Here is a 17,409-nt window from a genome sequence, read left to right as displayed (position 1 = left end):
CGGTTCCACGTTCGGAGGATGGTCGGCGTCGCCCCGGACGGGGCGGAATCGCGCATTTATAGCGTGCCGGCCCCGGGTCCGGCAAGCCTGCGCGCCATTCACCGCCGGCGCGGGCGCCCCGGGATCAGCGCCGGGGTCCGCGCAACGTAGTCGGCATAACCCGGGCGGGTCTCGTGCAGGTGCGATTCGAGGAGCGTCACCCCGGATACCCGCAGGATCAGAACGATCATCAGAACCGCCGACGGGATACCCCACCAGCCGCCTGCGGCCAGCGCCAGCAGGCCATAGCCCACCCATACCACGATCTCGCCGAAGTAGTTGGGATGCCGGCTGTAGCGCCACAGCCCCCGGTCCATGACCTCGCCACGCCGCTGCGGATCGGCGCGGAAGCGGGCCATCTGCAGATCGGCCACGGTCTCGAAGACGAAACCGAAGGCCCATACCGCGAGGCCCGCCGCCAGCAGCAGCGGCTGCATCGACTGCGCACTGACCCCCGCCAGCACCGGGAGGCCGATCACCGCCACCAGTGCACCCTGCAGACCGAAGATCGTGACCAGGCTGCGGCGCGCGAAGGCCGCATCGCTCAGCTCTCCGCGCATCGCGGTGTACCGCGCGTCCTCGCCATGGCCCCAGTTGCGCCAGGTGATGTAGGCCGACAGGCGCAGGCCCCACAGGACCACCGGCACCAGCATCCACAGTCCCGCTGCCGGGAACCCGGCCATCCCCCACCACAGGACGCCGACGACGATGAAGCCGATACCCCAGAAACGATCCACCAGGCTGGCGTCGCGGCGACGCATCGCCGCGCCCCAGACCAGGGTCATCAGACCCAGCGCCGCCAGCAGCCCCCAAAGAAAAGCGACCGAAAGGCTCATTCCGCGTCCCCCCGCAGCGGGCGTTCCAGCAGGGTATGCGAGACGAACCACTCACCCCCGCCGTCCCGGGCGAACAGCTCGGCGCAGGCCATGTAGAACATCCGCCAGCGCTGGAAGACCCGCGCCGCATCCGCCGCATCCGGCGTCCGGGAGAACAGCGGCAACAGCCGTTCGCGGGCGGCATCCTGACGCTGCAGCCAGGCGTTCAGACTGCGCGCATAGTGTTCGCCGCCCACCCGCCACTGGTGACGCACCCGCAGGTGGTCCTGAAACTCATGCACCAGATCCTCGGACGGCATCAGCCCGTCGCGAAAGAAGTGCCGGGCCATCCAGTCCGCGTCACCGTCGGTCTCGAAGAAATAGGCGCGGTCGCGATGGGCGAAGACATGCATGAAGAACCACCCGCCCGGCCGCAGCCAGTCATGGATGCGACGGAACAGCTCCGGCCAGTTGCGCATGTGTTCGAACATCTCGACGGAAACCACCCGGTCGAAGTCGCCGTACGGAGGACTGAAATCGTTCATGTCGGCGGTGACCACCTCCAGGTTGCTCAGACCGAGGGCATCGCGCCGGTGCTCGATCGCCGCGCGCTGGGTCGCCGAATTGGACACCGCCAGGATCGAGGCCCGCGGGAACTGTTCCGCCATCCACAGCGAGAGCGACCCCCAGCCGCAGCCCAGTTCCAGGATCCGCTGGCCGTCGGCCAGCCCGGCGCGCTCCGTGGTCAGCTGCAGCATCGCCGCCTCGGCTCCGGCCAGATCCTCCACGCCTTCCGGCCACCATCCGGAGGAATACTTCATCCACGGCCCCAGGCACGCCTCGAAATACTCGGTCGGCAGCTCGTAATGCTGTTCGTTGGCCGTATCAGTGGACAGAGCGACGGGCGCCTCCCGCATGGCCCGTACCAGCGCCTCGCGCCGTGCACGCAGGGTCTCCGGCGACCCGCCACTCTCGCGCAGCCGCCGCCGCAGCAGATGCCGGATCCCGGCACGGATGGCCGCATCCGGCAACCAGCCGCGCTCGGCCCAGTCAATCAGTCGTTCCATCGTCCCCTCCGTCTGCCGGTGCCCGGGCCGCAGGCCCGCCGTCCGCAACACCATGGACCGACTGCGGCCGACCCGGTTCCGCGCGACCCGCCGATCACAACCCCGCCAGACGTCGGGTTTGACGTGACCCCGGTCACCCCTCGCCCCCCGACAGCGGTGATAGAGTGAGACCCAACGCTCAATTTCCACGTGATCATGGCCCAGACCTACCGAATCCCGCCCCGGCTGCTGCAGCGCGTCTGGACCCCGTTCATGGATTCGCTCGAGGAAAAGAACCGCGCATTCATGAACGAGCTCGACGACCGCCTGATGGACTCGGCCGAGAAGGCGATCGATTCCCAGCGCGCGCAGCAGAACATGATGCTGTCGCGGCAGATTCGCATGGCGGCTCAATCCGTGCTCGTTCAGTTCCGCAGCGGACTGGCGGAACGACTGACCCCGGCACAGCCGCCCTCGGGCACGGACCCCGGCGCCGACGATGTCGGCCTCGAGCTGAGCGTGATGGATCAGGAGGCCACCGAACGCGAAGTCGCCCTGCGCAAGGTAGTCGCCGGGGCGCGCTCGGTGATGTCGGAAGAGATCGACGCCCTGGAGCAGCTCACGCGGGATTACCGGCTCGCAGCATCCCCGGAGGCGGCCCCCTGGCATCCGCATGCCCTCGGGGATGCCTTCCTTCAGGCCGTCGAAGCCGTCCCCCTGCCCCCCGAAGACTGTCTGATGCTGCTGCACTGGTTCGACCGCGACGTGGTTCGCGACCTGCAGCCGGAGATGCAGGCGCTGCTCCGTGCCTTCGGCGAAGCGGGGCTGGCTGTCCCCGAAACGGGTCCCGTGGCGCGCACGCGGAGCACCGGCGGCGGCGGAGCCATCCGGGCCGGGACAGAAGAGCCGCCAGCGCACGCCGGCCCGGCGACCACCGCGACGGCCCGGCACGAGCCGGGACCGGCCGCCCCCGCCGGCCACTGGGGCCAGTTCGGCTACGTCGTCCCGGCCGGCGAACGCGGCATGGTGCCCGCCGAGGGCGGAGCGATGCCGCAGGGCATGCCGGGCACCCTGGCGGTGGCCACCATGGTCCAGAACGCCCCCAGCCGCGAGTCGCTGGAGCCGTTCATCATGGACCTGCTGCAGGGGCTGTTCGACCTGATCCTCAAGCGCGACGACCTCAACCCGGCCCTGCGCGAACCCCTGGCCGACCTCCAGCTCCCTCTGGTGCGCATAGCCATGCGCGACAGCAGCTTCTTCCGCGACAAGCAGCACCCGGCACGCCAGATGACCGGTCAGCTGCTCAATATCGCCCTGCGCGTGGACCCCGATCTCGACCTCAAAGACGCCCGCGAACTGCCACTGGCGCGGCTGGTCGCGGAACACGTCGAGCGTCTGCGGGGTGCCGGCCTCGACAGTGCCGACGCCTACCACAGCGCGCTGCAGGCCCTGCGCGAGGATCTCGAGCAGGTCGAATCCGAGATCGAAACCGAGGCGGCCGAGGAACGTCGGGAGGCGGAACAGGAGGAGACCCGGATCGAGGTCTCCTGGCAGATGGAGACCACCGTCCACCAGACCGTGGAAACCGCCGGACGCGGCCTGCCCGACCAGGCCCGCCAGCAGCTGATGGACGCCTGGGTCCCGCTGCTCACCGCGGAGGAGACCGCCCGCGTGGCGACAGCCCCCGAATCGCAGGGCAGTACGGACGCCGCCACCGCGCCGGCCCCTGTGCAGGACGGCGGTCCGGGATCCTCTCGGGCGTCCGACGTCCCGGCCGGCGCCGCGGAAACGGGCACCACGGACGGGACCGACGACGAGACCCCGGCCGCCACCCCCGGCGAACAGCCTGCGGACACCGCCGCATCCGCCGCCGATGACAGCCAGGAAGCAGACGACGGCCGGGAGTCCCCCGCCGGTCTGGCTCTGCTGGAGGAACTGCTGCAGCTGATGCGCGAGGCCCCGGACTTCAAGTCCTCGGCGCCGCTGCTGGCCCGTATCCGCGCCTATCTCGACCGGGCTCCGCTGTCGGCGGAGGAACGTGCCCGCATCAAGTCGGACCTGGTCAGCGCCCACCTGATGGCCGCCGGGCGCAAGCCCACCCGCCCCGAGCCGGCAGAGCCGGGCACCGGAGAGGCCGCTCACGAAACGGGCGGCACCGGATCCTCGGAGGCCGCGAGCACCCGCGATCAGGATTTCGGGAAAACCGGCTCGGAGCGCACTCGCGAACGCAGCCGGCGCAGCGAGGGCCGCTCGGCGGCCAGCCCGTTCGCCACCGCAGCGCGCCTCCCGGACGACGACCCGTCACTGATGCGTGACCACGACGACGAGCACGTGGACACCGCCGACAGCCTGGAATCGGGCACCTGGATCCAGTTCACCTCGCCCGCCGGCACCCGGGTCACGCGCATGAAGCTGGTCTGGCGCGGCACCCACTCCGGGCGCTTCCTGTTCACCGATGCCGCCGGCCGCAGCAAGCGCCAGCACAGCCTCCAGGGGCTGGCCCAGGAGTTCCGCACCGGGCGCGCACAGATCATCCCGGAAGAATCCCTGTTCGATCATCTGATGGAGCAGAAGCTGGGCACGGGGGAATCGGCCGGCGCCACCGGCTGACGCCTCGCGCGGGCCGCCCCGCCGAACGACCGGCTCTACTCGGTCTGCGGGGTCCCGTATCCCCCGCCGCCCGGGGTATGGATCTCCACCGCATCGCCCGCTTCCAGCGCACGCCGATCGCAGCCCTGCAGGCGCTCGCGGCGCCCGTCTGCACGGATCAGCCAGTCCTCGCCCGCCGCCGCATCGCCACCACCGCACAGGCCGAACGGCGCCACGCGGCGGCGATTGGCCAGCAGGGTCAGCTCCATCGGTTCGTCGAAACCCAGACGGCGGATAACCCCGTCGCCACCCCGCCAGGCCCCCGCGCCGCCCGAGCCCGTGCGCAGCGCAAAGCGCTCCACCCGCACCGGAAAACGGCTCTCCAGCACCTCCGGGTCGGTCAGGCGCGAGTTGGTCATGTGGGTCTGCACGGCGCTGGCGCCATGGTGGCCGGAGCCCGCGCCGGCACCCCCGGCGATGGTCTCGTAGTACTGGTAACGGTCGTTGCCGAAAGTCAGGTTGTTCATCGTCCCCTGCGCGGCCGCCTGCGCCCCCAGGGCCGCGAACAGGGCGTCGGTCACCGCCTGCGAGGTCTCCACGTTGCCCGCCACCACCGCGGCCGGCGGCACCGGGTTGAGCATGCAGCCCTCCGGCACCCGCAGTTCCACCGGATCCAGGCAGCCGTCGTTGAGTGGCACCGGGTCGTCCAGCAGGCAGCGCAGCACGTACAGCACCGCCGCGCGCACGATGGACACCGGCGCGTTGAAGTTGTCCGCGCGCTGGGCCGAGGTCCCGTCGAAATCGATCACCAGCCGCGCATCCTCCGCCGATCCGGGCCGATCCGGGGTCACCGACACCACGATCTCCGCCCCGTTATCCAGCGTACAGCGAAAGTGGCCGGGCTCCAGTTCGGGGATCAGCCGCCGCACTGCCGCAGCCGCGTTCTCCTGCACATGCTGCATGCTCGCAGTCACCATTGCCGGCCCGCTCTCGCCCAGCAGGCGATCCAGCTCCTCCAGACCGCGCCGGTTGGCCGCCACCTGCGCCTCCAGATCGGCACGGTTCTGCGCCGGATTGCGCGCCGGCCACGGACCGGACGTCAGCAGCGTCTGGAGGATTTCGCCATCGAACTGGCCATCGCGCACCAGCCGCACCGGCGGGATGCGCACGCCTTCCTCCTCCGGGGTGGAAGAGAACGCCGGCATCGATCCCGGCGTGATCCCGCCGACATCGGCGTGATGCCCGCGCGAGGCCACGAAGTACCGCAGCACCGCCGGGGTCGCCGGATCGCTGGTGACCCCGCCCGCGGCATCCAGGAACACCGGCGTGACCACGGTGATGTCCGGCAGATGGGTCCCGCCGTTGAACGGGTCATTGAGCACGTAGGTGTCGCCCGGACGCAGGTCGTCGCCGAAGGCTGCCACGATCGCGCGCACGCTGGCCCCCATGGAGCCCAGATGCACCGGCATGTGCGGCGCATTGGCCACCAGCCGGCCGGCCCCGTCGAACAGCGCGCAGGAAAAATCCAGGCGCTCCTTGATGTTCACCGAATGGGCGGTGTTCTGCAGGGTGAAGCCCATCTGGTCGGCGATCGCCATGAAGCGGTTGTTGAAGACCTCCAGCCGCACCGGGTCGCGACGCTGCGGATCCTCGCTCCGCTTGCGATCACGCGCCCCCGCGGCGGGGTCGTGCTCCAGCACCAGCGTGCCGTCCGCGGCCATGCGGCCCCGCCAGTCCGGCTCCAGGATCACCGTGCCGGTGGCCTCGATCACGATCGCCGGGCCCTCCAGACGCATGCCGGGGCTCAGGGCCTCGCGGCGGTACAGCGGCACCTCGCACCACTGCCCTGCGGTGAACATCGACACCCGTTCCGCGCATTCCGCTTCGCCCGCCGCGGCCTCGTCATCCGCGGCGGCGCCCGCCGCTTCCGCGGGGTGTTCCGCCCCCGGCCCCACGGCCTCCACCGCGGCCACCGCCACCACCAGCCGCCGGTCCGGCGGGGCGAAGCCGTAACGCCGGCGCCAGACCTCGGCAAACGCATGCTGCATTGCCTCCGGGCTCCCGGCCTCCACCTCCAGGGGCGAATCCGAGCCCTCCACCCGCAGCTGGATCCGCCGATGCAGTCGCAGCTGCGCGGGCTCGACGCCCTGCCCGGTCAGCTCGTCCCGGGCCCGAGCCTCCAGCTCGCCCAGCGCCGCCTCCAGCCGCACCACGCCATCGCCGTCCAGCGGACATTCCAGGCTCGCCTCGTGCAGCGCCCGCAGCTCGGCCAGGCCCATGCCGAAGGCCGACAGCACCCCGCCCAGCGGATGCAGCAGCACGTGCCGCATGCCCAGACGCTCGGCGACCCGGCAGGCATGCTGCCCGCCGGCCCCGCCGAAGCAGACCAGCGCATAACCGCCGACGTCGTGCCCGCGCTGCACCGAAATCGTCTTGATCGCGCGCGCCATGTGTTCCACCGCGATCTCCAGCAGGCCTTCGGCCAGCGCCTCGGGCGACGGCGTCTCGTCCTGGGTCGCCCCCACCTCGGCCGCCAGCGCGGCAAAGCCCTCCGCCACCGCCCCGGCATCCAGCGGCCGGTCGCGATCCGGCCCGAACACCGCCGGGAAATACTCGGGCCGCAGGCGTCCCAGCTGCAGGTTGCAGTCGGTGACCGTCAGCGGACCGCCCTGACCGTACGCCGCCGGACCCGGCTGCGCCCCGGCCGACTCCGGCCCCACGCGCAGGCGCATGCCGTCGAACCGGCAGATCGACCCGCCGCCGGCCGCCACGGTGTGGATGTCGAGCATCGGTACGCGCAGGCGGACCCCGGCCACCTCGCTCTCCTGACGCCGCTCCAGCTCGCCCGCCAGGTGCGCCACGTCGGTGGAGGTCCCGCCCATGTCGAAGGTGATCAGGCGCTGGAAGCCCAGCGGAGCCGCGGTGCGCAGCGCGCCGACGATGCCCCCGGCCGGGCCGGACAGCACCGCATCGCGCCCGCGAAAGCGCTCGCCATCCACCAGTCCGCCGGAGGACTGCATGAAGCGCAGCGGCACCGTCCCCAGCTCGGCGGTCACCTGTCGTACGTAGCGTCGCAGCACCGGCGACAGAAAGGCGTCCACCACCGCGGTCTCGCCGCGCGGCACCAGCTTGATCAGGCCGCTGACCTCGTGGCTGGCGACCACCTCCTCGAAGCCCAGCTCGCGCGCCAGCTCGGCCACCGCCTGCTCGTGCGCCGGGAAGCGGTAGCCGTGCACGCAGGCCACCGCCAGCGCGCGATAGCCCTCCGCCCGCGCCGCCTGCAGGCGCGACCGCAGGGCGTCCAGATCGGGCGCGCGCAGCACCCGCCCGGCGGCATCCACGCGCTCGTCCACCGGTTCCACCCGGTCGTACACCGGGACCGGCAGGCGGATGTCGCGCGCGAACAGCTCCGGGCGCGCCTGATGCCCGATGCGCAGCGCGTCCTCCAGGCCCGCGGTGATCACCAGCACCACCGGCTCGCCCTTGCCTTCCAGCAGGGCGTTGGTGGCCACCGTGGTGCCCATGCGCACCTCATGAATGCGCGCCGCCGGCACCGGTTCGCCCGGCGCGAGCCCGAGGAGATCGCGGATGCCCTGCACCGCCGCGTCGGCATAGGCCTCGGGGTGCTCCGACAGCAGCTTGTGCGAATGCAGCCGCCCGTCCGGATCGCGCGCCACGATGTCGGTGAAGGTGCCACCGCGGTCGATCCAGAAATCCCAGGCCCGCGTATCCGCGTGCCGGCCGCGGGCTTGTGCGTGATCGTCGCCGCCCGCCATCATTGCGCCCCGACCCCACCCACGCATCGCAGGGAAACGCAGACCCCCATGGATCCCGTCACCCACGCCAGTCTCGGTGCCGCCATCGGCGGCCTCGTCCTCGGTTCACGGCTGGGCCGCAAGGCCCTGGTACTCGGCGCGCTGGTCGCCCTGATTCCGGATCTCGACATCCTCATAGCTTACGGTGATGCGGTTTCCGATTTCACCCTGCACCGGGGTTTCAGCCATTCGATCCCGGTGCTGCTGTTATTCTCGGCGGCGGCCGCCGGGGTGCTGTCGCGGACCCCGACAACCCGCGACATCGGCTTTGCCCGCTGGTGGTGGTTCTTCGCCCTGGTGCTGATCACGCATGTCCTGCTCGATGCCCTGACCACCTACGGCACCCAGATCCTCTGGCCGCTGCCAGTCGACCCGGTGGGGACGGCCTCGATCTTCGTGATCGACCCGCTGTACACCCTGCCGCTGCTGATCGGGGTGATCGTCGCGGCCTTCTGGCGCTTCGCGCCGCGGGCGCTGGTGGCCGGGCTGGTGCTTTCCACCGCCTACGCCGGCAGCGGCCTGGCCCTGCAGGCTTGGCTGGACCGCCACATCCAGCCCGCGCTGGCCCAGGCCGGGCTGGAGGACCAGCCCCGGCTGGTCCAGCCCACCCCGTTCAACATGCTCGTGTGGCGGGTCACGGTGCTCGACGGCAACCACTTCCACGAAGCCTGGGTCGGGATCTTCGACCAGCCGATCCGTCCCGATTTCGAGACCTTCCGCCGCGACCCGCACGGACTCGAAGAAGCCGCCATGGAACTCGAAGACGGCCGGCGCCTGCGCGAGTTCAGCGGCCCGTTCCTGCGCTTTCACGCGCAGTACGACGAGGACCGTCCGCCGTGCCTGGTCGCCACCGATATCCGCCTGGGCGGCCCCGGCTACTTCCCCTTCGGCTTCGCCATCGCCGAACGCGAAAACGGTGAATGGCAGCCGATCAGCAGCGAACGGGTGCGCGAGGAAGGGCCGCTGGACGACGCCCTGCACGCGCTGGCGCGGCGCGCCTTCCAGCCCGATCGCATTGGCTGCATGGGCGATCTGGCCGGGCCGGAGTACTTCGTGACCAATCCGCCGCCGCGCTGTCGCATGCGCATGGGCCTCCCCGGTGCCCACCCCGGCGATCCGATCCGGCCGCGCCTGTAGAGAAACGCCGATCCATGTGCCCACCCGGAGACCGCCATGGTGGACACGCGCCCGGCACGCCCCCGGAGGCCCCGACCAGCGGGATCTGCGAGCTGTGCGGGCGACACGAACACCTGACCCGGCACCACCTGATCCCGCGCAAGCAGCACCGGCGTCGGCGCATCCGCCGCCGGTTCCCGCGAGCCGAACGCGAGGGCCGCCTGCTGCAGGTTTGCCGCCCGTGCCACGAACACATCCACCGCCAGTTCGACGAACAGACGCTCGCCGAACGTCTGAACACTCGCGAGGCCCTGCTGGCCGAACCTGCCATCCGGCGCTTCGTGGACTGGATCGCCGAGCGCCCGCCGGGTTTCCGGCCGCGCCGCTGACCCCTGCCCCGACACCGCCTCTTGAGCCCGGCGCCGCCACGGGGTAGCGTCTGGATCATGCTGTTCTCCGAACTCACCTCCGACGGCGTCACCTATCGCATCACCGGGCATGCCCCGGGTGCGATCGGAATCAACGATGTCGGCTATCACGCCAGTCTGATCGTGCGGCCGCGCTCGCTGCATGCGGACTGGCCAGTGCGCGCGGCCGGCGAACTGGACCTGGCGGCACTGGGCCCGGTCCTGGAAGACCCCCCGGAGGTCCTGCTGATCGGCACCGGCGAGGTCAGCCGCTTTCCGCCGCGCGAGCTGCGCCGCGAACTGCAGCGGCGCGAGCTGGGGGTGGAGATCATGGACACTGCGGCGGCCTGCCGCACCTACAACCTGATCATGGCCGAAGGGCGCGACGTGGCCGCAGCATTGATCGTAGAACCGGCAGAAGCCTCCGCCGGCGATTGAGTCGATGCCCAACCGGGCTCGGGAGCCCGGCGGCACTCAGGACCCGGGAAGCACCTCGTCACCCTTCATCCCGCGCGATTCCAGCAGCCTCCGCAGTCGCTTGAGCGCATCCATCTGGATCTGGCGCACGCGTTCGCGCGTGACCCCGATCTCCGCGCCGACCTTCTCCAGCGTGGAGCGCTCGAAGCCGTGCAGACCGAAACGGCGCACCAGTACCTCGCGCTGCTTCTCGTCGAGCTGACCCAGCCATTCCTCCACCAGATCCTGGATGTCCTGATCCTCGAGGATGGACGAGGGTTCCACCGCATTCACGTCGGCGAGGATGTCGGTCAATGAGCGATCACCATCCGGCCCCGGCGGCAGGTCCATGGAGGTCGAGGGTTCGGACATCGCCCGCAGTTTCTGGATCTCGGCCACCGGCTTTTCCAGGCGCGCGGCCAGTTCCTCTTCACTGGGGTCGCGCCCCAGCTCCTGGGTCAGTTCGCGCGCCACCCGCGTATGGGTACGCAGTTCCTTGGACACATGCACCGGGATGCGGATGGTGCGCCCCTGGTTCATCAGGGCGCGTTCGATGGTCTGACGGATCCACCAGGTGGCATAGGTGGAAAAGCGGAAACCGCGCTCGGGATCGAATTTCTCCACCGCATGCATCAGCCCGAGGTTGCCCTCCTCGATCAGGTCCAGCAGCGGCAGACCGCGATTGAGATAGCGCCGGGCGATCTTCACCACCAGACGCAGGTTGCATTCGATCATGCGCCGCCGGCCGGCCTCGTCTCCCTGGCGTGCCAGACGCGCGTAATGCCGTTCCTCGTCCGGCGTCAGCAGGGGGCGGAACTCGATGTCGCGCAGGTAGAGCTGGATGGCGTCCAGCTCCGCGGGGCGCGCATCGCGCAGGGTGCGCGGACGCACCGGAACCTCCTCCTCGGGCGTTCCCGCCTCGACCGGGTCGGGGGCTTCTTCTTCCAGAGGGGCTACGTCGTCCTCGACCCGCTCTTCTTCCGCCGGTTCATGCAATGCCGGCTCCTCCAGAGGAGATTCCGGATCCTCGCCTTCACGGCCGTCGAGATCGGCCGGGTGCCGGGGGTCGCTCATGCGTGATCCTGCCAGTCAATTGCTCGGTTCAACGATCCGGAAGGTAGCCCGCCGGGTCAACCGGCGAGCCGTCCACGCGGATCTCGAAATGCAACATCGGCCGGTCCGTCCCCGATGCACCCAGGCGCGCGATCGGATCGCCGCCTTCCACCGTGTCGCCTTCTTCGACCAGCAGCTCGTCGTTGTGTCCGTAGGCCGACAGCAAACGCTCGTCGTGACGCACGATGATCAGACGACCATACCCCACCAGACCGCCACCTGCATAGACGACCTCGCCGCTGCGCGCCGCCCGCACCGGATCCCCCCGCTCGCCACCGATACCCAGCCCTCGTCGGGTGCTGGAGCTGTCGGAGAAGGCACGCACCACGTCACCATCGGCCGGCCACACCCATTCGCCGTCACCGCTCGGGGCCGGCCGCGGCTCGGGTTCCGGCTCGGGTTCCGGGGCGGACGCAGGCTCGTCACCGGTGCCGGAAGGGCGCCCCCGCTCGCTCGATGAAGCCCCGGATCCGCTCGCCGTTTCGCGCGATGGCACCGGGGGCGGCGACGAACGCGCCGGACCGGTCAGGCGCAGGCGCTGGCCGGGATGAATGACATAGGGCGCACCGATCGCGTTGCGTCGTGCCACCGCCCGCCACTCCAGCCCGTAGCGGCTGGCAATGCTGTACAAGGTTTCACCGCGCGACACGGTATGCGTATCGGGAACCCGGGAATCGCCCGGCGTGCGCAGCGCACATCCGCTCACGGCCGCCACCAGCAGGGCCGCCAGCAACACGAAAATCAGGCCGCGCAGCACCCTCTCGTGCATGCTCACTCCAGGGCCAGATACACCGCGATGGCCACCACGAGCACGCCGATCCCGGCCCAGCCGATGCGTTCCATGTAGGGGCGCAGATGGCGCTCGGCGCGCGGCCCCGCCCAGGCCATGAACAGGGCCACCAGAAAGAAACGCGCACCGCGCCCCAGCAGCGAGGCGAGCACGAACGGCAGCCACGCCATGGCCAGGGCCCCGGCGGTGATGGTGAAGAGCTTGTAGGGAAGCGGCGAGAACCCCGCCACCAGCACCACCCACACCCCCCAGGTGGCGAACCAGTCCTCGGCCTGCGCGAGCTCCGCGGCGTAGCCGATGTCCCGCAGCCACGGCCCCAGCGACTCGAACGCCAGCCAGCCGGCGAGGTAACCCAGCACCCCGCCGATCACCGAGGCAACCGTGGTCAGGGCGGCCAGATACCAGGCCCGCGCCGGCGACGCGGCCGCCATGGGCGCAAGCATGACGTCCGGCGGGGGGAACGGCAGCACGAACGATTCCACCAGGGAGAGACCGGCCAGGTAGCGGGGCGCATAGCGGTGACGGGACCATCCCATCACCCGATCGTAGACCGGCTCGAACAGTTTCATCGCGGCGCGATTCCGGACACGTCGCTACTGCTCCGCACCCGGGAGCATGGGCACGAACATCACCCCGTCGAGGACGTCCCGGACGAACGCATCCTCGGTGCGCGTATAGCGGACCAGATGCTGACGGCCGTCCGCGCTCTCTACCGGGGCCACCAGACGCCCGCCGGGAGCCAGCTGGGTCAGCAGGGTCTCGGGCACCTCGCGCGGAGCCGCGGTGAGAATGATCCCGTCATACGGTGCGCGCTCGGGCCAGCCCTCCGCCCCGTCCCCGTGGCGCAGATTCACGTTGTTGATGCCGAGCCGGCTGAGCAGCTCGCGCGCGCTGCGGGTCAGCGCCTGAATCCGCTCGATCGAGTACACCCGGTCGACGATCTGCGCCAGCACCGCCGCCTGATAACCGGACCCCGTGCCGATCTCGAGCACGGTACTCACCGGCCCGCCCTCCAGCAGGGCCTCGGTCATGCGGGCGACGATGAACGGCTGGGAGATGGTCTGGCGGTGTCCGATGGGCAGTGCGATGTTCTCGTAGGCGCGATGGCTCAGCGCCTCCTCCACGAACAGATGCCGGGGCGTGCTGCGGATGGCCTCCAGCACCCGCGGATCGCGGATTCCCTGCTGTTCCAGGATCCGGACCAGGCGGTCGCGCGCCCGTCCCGAGGTCAGCCCGGCACCGGAGGCGTCGCTCACCATGGTGTACCTCCCTGGTGGTGATCCCCCGGCGCGGCACCCTCCAGCCAGCGCCCGACGGTGTCGATCGCGTCGTAACGAGTGAGATCCACCTGGATCGGCGTGATCGAGACATAGCCCTCGCGCACGGCATGAAAATCGGTCCCGGGACCGGCGTCCTGCTCCGGCCCTGCCGGACCCACCCAGTAGATCTCCCGCCCGCGCGGATCCTGGTCGGCGACCATGGGTTCGGCGCGATGGCGGTTCCCCAGGCGGGTGGTCTGCACGCCCTGGATCGAATCGAACGGAATATCCGGGACGTTCACGTTGAGGATGGTCGCCGCCGGCAGCGGGACCTGCCGCAGCCGATCCAACAGATCCAGCACCACGCGCGCCGCGGTGTCGTAATGCCGCAGGTCGCTCCCCACCAGCGACACCGCGATCGAGGGCAGGCCAAGGAAGCGACCCTCCATGGCCGCGGCCACGGTGCCGGAGTACAGCACGTCATCGCCCATGTTGGCCCCGGCATTGATGCCGGAGATCACCAGATCCGGCTCCTCCTCCAGCAACCCCGTCAGCGCCAGATGCACGCAGTCGGTGGGTGTACCATCGACCTGCACACCGGCGTCGCCCACCGATCGGGCGTGCAGCGGCCGCACCAGCGTCAGACTGTTGCTGGCGCCGCTGCGGTCGCGGTCCGGTGCCACTACCCGGACCTCGGCCACCGTTCGCAGGTGGCCGGCCAGGCACTGGATGCCGGGGGCATGGATTCCATCGTCGTTACTGACCAGAATGCGCATTCGGGAGCCGGAGGCTTTGAAAGGGTCTTCAATATACTGGAAACGGCTTCGGGACATGCAGTTTCCTGCCTGTTCCGGAGCCTCGGAAAGCGAGTATGCTGCCATGAATTCCGGGGACGGTCCCAGCGATTTCGACGAGTTTCTGCGTGCGGTGGGCCCGGTACGCCGGATTCACAGCGACCGCGCGGAGAAGGATACGCCGCGCCCGCCCGCCCGCGCGGCCCAGCGCGACCGCGACGAGGAACAGGCCCGGCGCGACTGGATGAGCGACCCGCTGGAATTCGGCGACCTCCAGCCCGGCGACGAGCTGCGTTTCAGCCGCGCGGGCATCAGCCAGCGGGTGTTCCGCAAGCTGCGCGGCGGCCATTACCGGATTCAGGACGAACTGGACCTGCACGGCCTGTTCGCCGACGAGGCACGCCAGGCGGTGGCCGGTTTCATCGACGAGGCACGCGCGGATGACCGCCTGTGCGTGCGCATCATCCACGGCAAGGGCCAGCGCTCGAGTCCGCGGGGCCCGGTCCTCAAGGGGCTGACCGACCACTGGCTGCGCCAGCGCGACGACGTGCTCGCGTTCTGTTCGGCACGTCCGGCCGACGGTGGCACCGGCGCCGTATACGTCCTGCTCAAGAAACGCCGGGATTCGTCCTGAGTGACACCGGTATCGCCGCCGAACATTAGCACTGAACGGCGTGTTGATTTAGATCAAGTCCAGAGTTACCTTGACCGTTATCAGCGGATTGCCGCAGCCGCATGCCGCCCGGGTTGCAATCCCGCACCGGCTGCGAGACCATCCTGTACAAGCCTTGTACAATGAATGCATCCAAAGGCAACGGAAACTGCGACGAAGAGGTCCTGCTCATGAATCACTGGAAACTTGCCCCCATCGCCCTCGGCATCGCGGCCCTCGCCGCAGGCTGCTCCAACAACGAGGCGACCACGACCGCCGAAGAACCGGCAGCCACCGAGGTCAGCGAAGAGGAAATCGAACAGCGCGCCATGGAGAGCCGTGAGGCCATCCAGCAATTCGCCAGCACCCTGCAGGGCGAACTGATGAGCGCGATGGAAACCGGCGGCCCCACCGAGGCCATCCAGGTCTGCAACGAGGTGGCCCCGGAGATCGCCGCGGACATCTCCGCCGACACCGGCTGGGACGTCGGGCGCACCAGCCTCAAGCTGCGCAACCCCGACAACGCCCCGGACGAGTGGGAGCGCGCGGTGCTGGAAAGCTTTGACGCCGAAGTCGTTGCCGGCACCCCGGCCGACGAAGTCGCCCCGACGCACGAAGTGATCCAGACCGAGGATGGCGCGCGGTTCCGGTTCATGGCAGCGATCCCGACCGGCGGCCAGTGCCTGGCCTGCCACGGCGAGGACATCGATTCCGACATCAAGCACGCGCTGGAACGTCTCTATCCGGAAGACGAGGCCACCGGCTACCAGGCCGGGCAGGTGCGCGGGGCATTCACCATCACCCAGGAGATGTAACGCTCTCCGGCAATGGCGATACGAGAAGGGCCGCATCAGCGATGGTGCGGCCCTTTCTTTTTGCGCTCTACTCCAACAGCCCCCCGGCAGGACGATTGAACAAACCGAATTCCGGCAGGGACAAAGGGACAGTCAAGCGGCTTTATGACAATCTGTAAAGTTGACGGATGGAACCTATCGAACCGAAGACATGACGCGAACCATTGATGCCGAGCTGCTCGCCCTCGCGGTCGACGCCTCCAACGACGGGGTGGTGATTGCCGAACGCGAAGGCAACGACAATATCCTGATCTACGTGAATCGCGCGTTCGAGGAGCTCACCGGGTATCGTTCCGAGGAGATCCTCTACCGCGATTGCCGTTTTCTGCAGAACGACGACAGCGACCAGGATGCCGTGCGCGAAATCCGCGCCGCGCTGGACGAGGATCGCCCCTGCCGCGTGACCCTGCGCAACTATCGCAAGGATGGCTCGCTGTTCTGGAACGAGCTGTCGCTGACGCCCATCTTCAACGACGAAGACCGGCTGACCTACTACATCGGGATCCAGAAGGACATCACCGCGCGCGTCGAGGCCGAAGAACGCGCCGAACGTGCGGAGCGTCAGCTGGCCGGCTCCGGCTGACCCGCCAGCAACCCCGCGCGGTGCCCCGGGGGTCACTCCCCGGCCGACGTGCGCATCAGGGCCTCCACCACACTCGTGGCGTATTCCCCCGGGCCCAGTTCCAGCTGCAGACGCAGCACCCGCGATGTCTCCCATTCCCACCCCATGGATCGCGGCACCAGACGCAACGCCCGGCGCGCGGCCTTCAGACCCTCGGCCTCCAGGCCACGGGCCAGCACCTCGTGCTGCGCGGCCACCGCATCTTCCAGCTCGCGCACCTCGCCCCCGGTGCCCGGATCCCCGCGCCCCCACAGCGGCCCGGTGGGATGCACGTCGAGCCGCGCGGCGCGCGCCTCCAGCTCCGCATCCACCGTATCCGCGGTGAACACGCTGCCGCTGCCGTCGAGGTTGACCCGCTCGCCCGGCAGGATGCGGTCCCAGTCGCCACGGCGCACGCGCTCGGCCAGTACCGCGTTGAACAGTTCCGCGCGCGCCGCGGACAGCAGCAGGCTGCGCTGATTGCGCCCGCGCGGACGCCGACCGCCGCCCAGCCAGGCGTACGCCCGCTCGCGGTTGGCATGCCCGAAGCGCTGTTCGCCGAAATACGCCGGCACGCCGCCGGCGCGGATCCGTTCCAGGACCTGCTCGGCCATGTCGCCATCGCCCTCCAGCTCGCGCAGGCGCAGGGTGAAGCGATTACCCGCCAGGTGCCCGGTGCGCAGCTTGCGCGCATGCCGGTCGTGGCGGCAGATGCGCAGCCAGGCGTCCGCGGCGATCGCCTCGCCGGGTTCCGGCACCGTCCATGACCCCGGATCGACTTCCGGCGCGCAGGCCACGCTGAACCACTGCCGGGTCACGGCATGACGATCCTTGCGCCCGGCGTAGCTGACCGCGCCGCGCCCCACACCCGCGGACCGCGCGATCCACACGGCCACGTCCTCGGTGTTCAAACCGCGCTTTTCGATCTCCAGCCACAGGTGTTCGCCCGTGCCGTCCGGCAGGGTGGCCGGAAGCTCCTCCACCCGGAAATCCTCCGCACTCGCCTTCAGCCGGCCCTGTAGCGGGGGCTCCCAGGGCCACACCGGGGCATTCCCGGGCGCGC

The 17,409-nt window shown here is 69.9% G+C and carries 16 protein-coding genes; 7 read left to right on the top strand and 9 right to left on the bottom strand.

Features of this window, described 5'->3' with window-relative positions; all coding sequences use genetic code 11:
• Positions 1-98: 98 nt before the first annotated feature.
• Both F573_RS0109355 and F573_RS0109350 read right to left on the bottom strand, forming a co-directional pair.
• Positions 99-875 (bottom strand): DUF1295 domain-containing protein, encoded by a 777-nt coding sequence (locus tag F573_RS0109355; protein WP_019022371.1) that lies wholly within the window; start codon positions 873-875, stop codon positions 99-101.
• Positions 872-1,921 carry a cyclopropane-fatty-acyl-phospholipid synthase family protein gene (locus F573_RS0109350; protein ID WP_019022370.1) on the bottom strand — a complete coding sequence of 350 codons (1,050 nt, stop codon included), beginning with the start codon at positions 1,919-1,921 and terminating at the stop codon, positions 872-874. Before F573_RS0109350 ends, F573_RS0109355 begins: the two co-directional genes overlap by 4 nt.
• A 195-nt stretch (positions 1,922-2,116) precedes the next feature.
• On the opposite strand from F573_RS0109350, the gene F573_RS0109345 reads away from it, so the two are divergent.
• Positions 2,117-4,510, top strand: coding sequence for a DUF1631 family protein (locus F573_RS0109345; RefSeq protein WP_019022369.1), 2,394 nt, complete (start codon positions 2,117-2,119; stop codon positions 4,508-4,510).
• Positions 4,511-4,545: 35 nt separating this feature from the next.
• Here the strand turns inward: F573_RS0109345 and F573_RS0109340 are convergent, their stop codons facing one another.
• Positions 4,546-8,268, bottom strand: coding sequence for a hydantoinase B/oxoprolinase family protein (locus F573_RS0109340; RefSeq protein WP_019022368.1), 3,723 nt, complete (start codon positions 8,266-8,268; stop codon positions 4,546-4,548).
• 45 nt (positions 8,269-8,313) lie between these two features.
• On the opposite strand from F573_RS0109340, the gene F573_RS0109335 reads away from it, so the two are divergent.
• Genes F573_RS0109335 through F573_RS0109325 form a run of 3 tightly spaced genes read left to right on the top strand, consistent with a single transcriptional unit; the run spans position 8,314 to position 10,265 of the window.
• A complete protein-coding gene (locus F573_RS0109335; protein WP_019022367.1) occupies positions 8,314-9,441 on the top strand; it encodes a metal-dependent hydrolase in 1,128 nt (375 codons plus the stop codon).
• Positions 9,442-9,455: 14 nt separating this feature from the next.
• On the top strand, positions 9,456-9,809 hold the full coding sequence (locus tag F573_RS0109330) for a hypothetical protein (RefSeq protein ID WP_019022366.1): 354 nt from the start codon (positions 9,456-9,458) through the stop codon (positions 9,807-9,809).
• A gap of 57 nt (positions 9,810-9,866) precedes the next feature.
• Complete coding sequence (locus F573_RS0109325; protein WP_019022365.1) at positions 9,867-10,265, top strand: Mth938-like domain-containing protein; 399 nt, start codon at positions 9,867-9,869, stop codon at positions 10,263-10,265.
• A gap of 36 nt (positions 10,266-10,301) precedes the next feature.
• Here the strand turns inward: F573_RS0109325 and rpoS are convergent, their stop codons facing one another.
• The 5 genes from rpoS to surE are packed head-to-tail and all read right to left on the bottom strand — an operon-like array spanning position 10,302 to position 14,221.
• Positions 10,302-11,357 carry an RNA polymerase sigma factor RpoS gene (gene rpoS, locus F573_RS0109320; protein WP_019022364.1) on the bottom strand — a complete coding sequence of 352 codons (1,056 nt, stop codon included), beginning with the start codon at positions 11,355-11,357 and terminating at the stop codon, positions 10,302-10,304.
• A gap of 28 nt (positions 11,358-11,385) precedes the next feature.
• Entirely contained in the window at positions 11,386-12,165 is a 780-nt protein-coding gene (locus F573_RS0109315) for a peptidoglycan DD-metalloendopeptidase family protein (protein ID WP_019022363.1), read from the bottom strand.
• Between the two features lie 2 nt (positions 12,166-12,167).
• Positions 12,168-12,755: a YqaA family protein gene (locus F573_RS0109310; protein ID WP_019022362.1), complete on the bottom strand. Its 588-nt coding sequence runs from the start codon at positions 12,753-12,755 to the stop codon at positions 12,168-12,170.
• 24 nt (positions 12,756-12,779) lie between these two features.
• Positions 12,780-13,445, bottom strand: coding sequence for a protein-L-isoaspartate(D-aspartate) O-methyltransferase (locus F573_RS0109305; protein WP_018947694.1), 666 nt, complete (start codon positions 13,443-13,445; stop codon positions 12,780-12,782).
• Entirely contained in the window at positions 13,439-14,221 is a 783-nt protein-coding gene (gene surE / locus F573_RS0109300; protein ID WP_019022361.1) for a 5'/3'-nucleotidase SurE, read from the bottom strand. The genes F573_RS0109305 and surE overlap by 7 nt, the downstream gene beginning before the upstream one ends.
• A gap of 103 nt (positions 14,222-14,324) precedes the next feature.
• On the opposite strand from surE, the gene F573_RS0109295 reads away from it, so the two are divergent.
• From F573_RS0109295 to F573_RS0109285, 3 genes are all read left to right on the top strand, one after another.
• The gene (locus tag F573_RS0109295; protein ID WP_019022360.1) at positions 14,325-14,873 is read left to right on the top strand and encodes a Smr/MutS family protein; all 549 of its coding nucleotides are present in this window, start codon (positions 14,325-14,327) and stop codon (positions 14,871-14,873) included.
• A gap of 209 nt (positions 14,874-15,082) precedes the next feature.
• Complete coding sequence (locus F573_RS0109290; protein WP_026300873.1) at positions 15,083-15,706, top strand: DUF3365 domain-containing protein; 624 nt, start codon at positions 15,083-15,085, stop codon at positions 15,704-15,706.
• Between the two features lie 190 nt (positions 15,707-15,896).
• Positions 15,897-16,328 carry a PAS sensor domain-containing protein gene (locus tag F573_RS0109285; protein ID WP_018870567.1) on the top strand — a complete coding sequence of 144 codons (432 nt, stop codon included), beginning with the start codon at positions 15,897-15,899 and terminating at the stop codon, positions 16,326-16,328.
• A gap of 32 nt (positions 16,329-16,360) precedes the next feature.
• Here the strand turns inward: F573_RS0109285 and truD are convergent, their stop codons facing one another.
• Positions 16,361-17,389, bottom strand: coding sequence for a tRNA pseudouridine(13) synthase TruD (gene truD, locus F573_RS0109280; protein ID WP_019022358.1), 1,029 nt, complete (start codon positions 17,387-17,389; stop codon positions 16,361-16,363).
• Positions 17,390-17,409 lie beyond the last annotated feature (20 nt).

Source organism: Thioalkalivibrio sp. ALE23 (genome assembly GCF_000378545.1).
GTDB lineage: Bacteria > Pseudomonadota > Gammaproteobacteria > Ectothiorhodospirales > Ectothiorhodospiraceae > Thioalkalivibrio.
The sequence above is the reverse complement of the archived record's forward strand: the minus strand, read 5'-3'. Positions and strand labels throughout refer to the sequence as shown.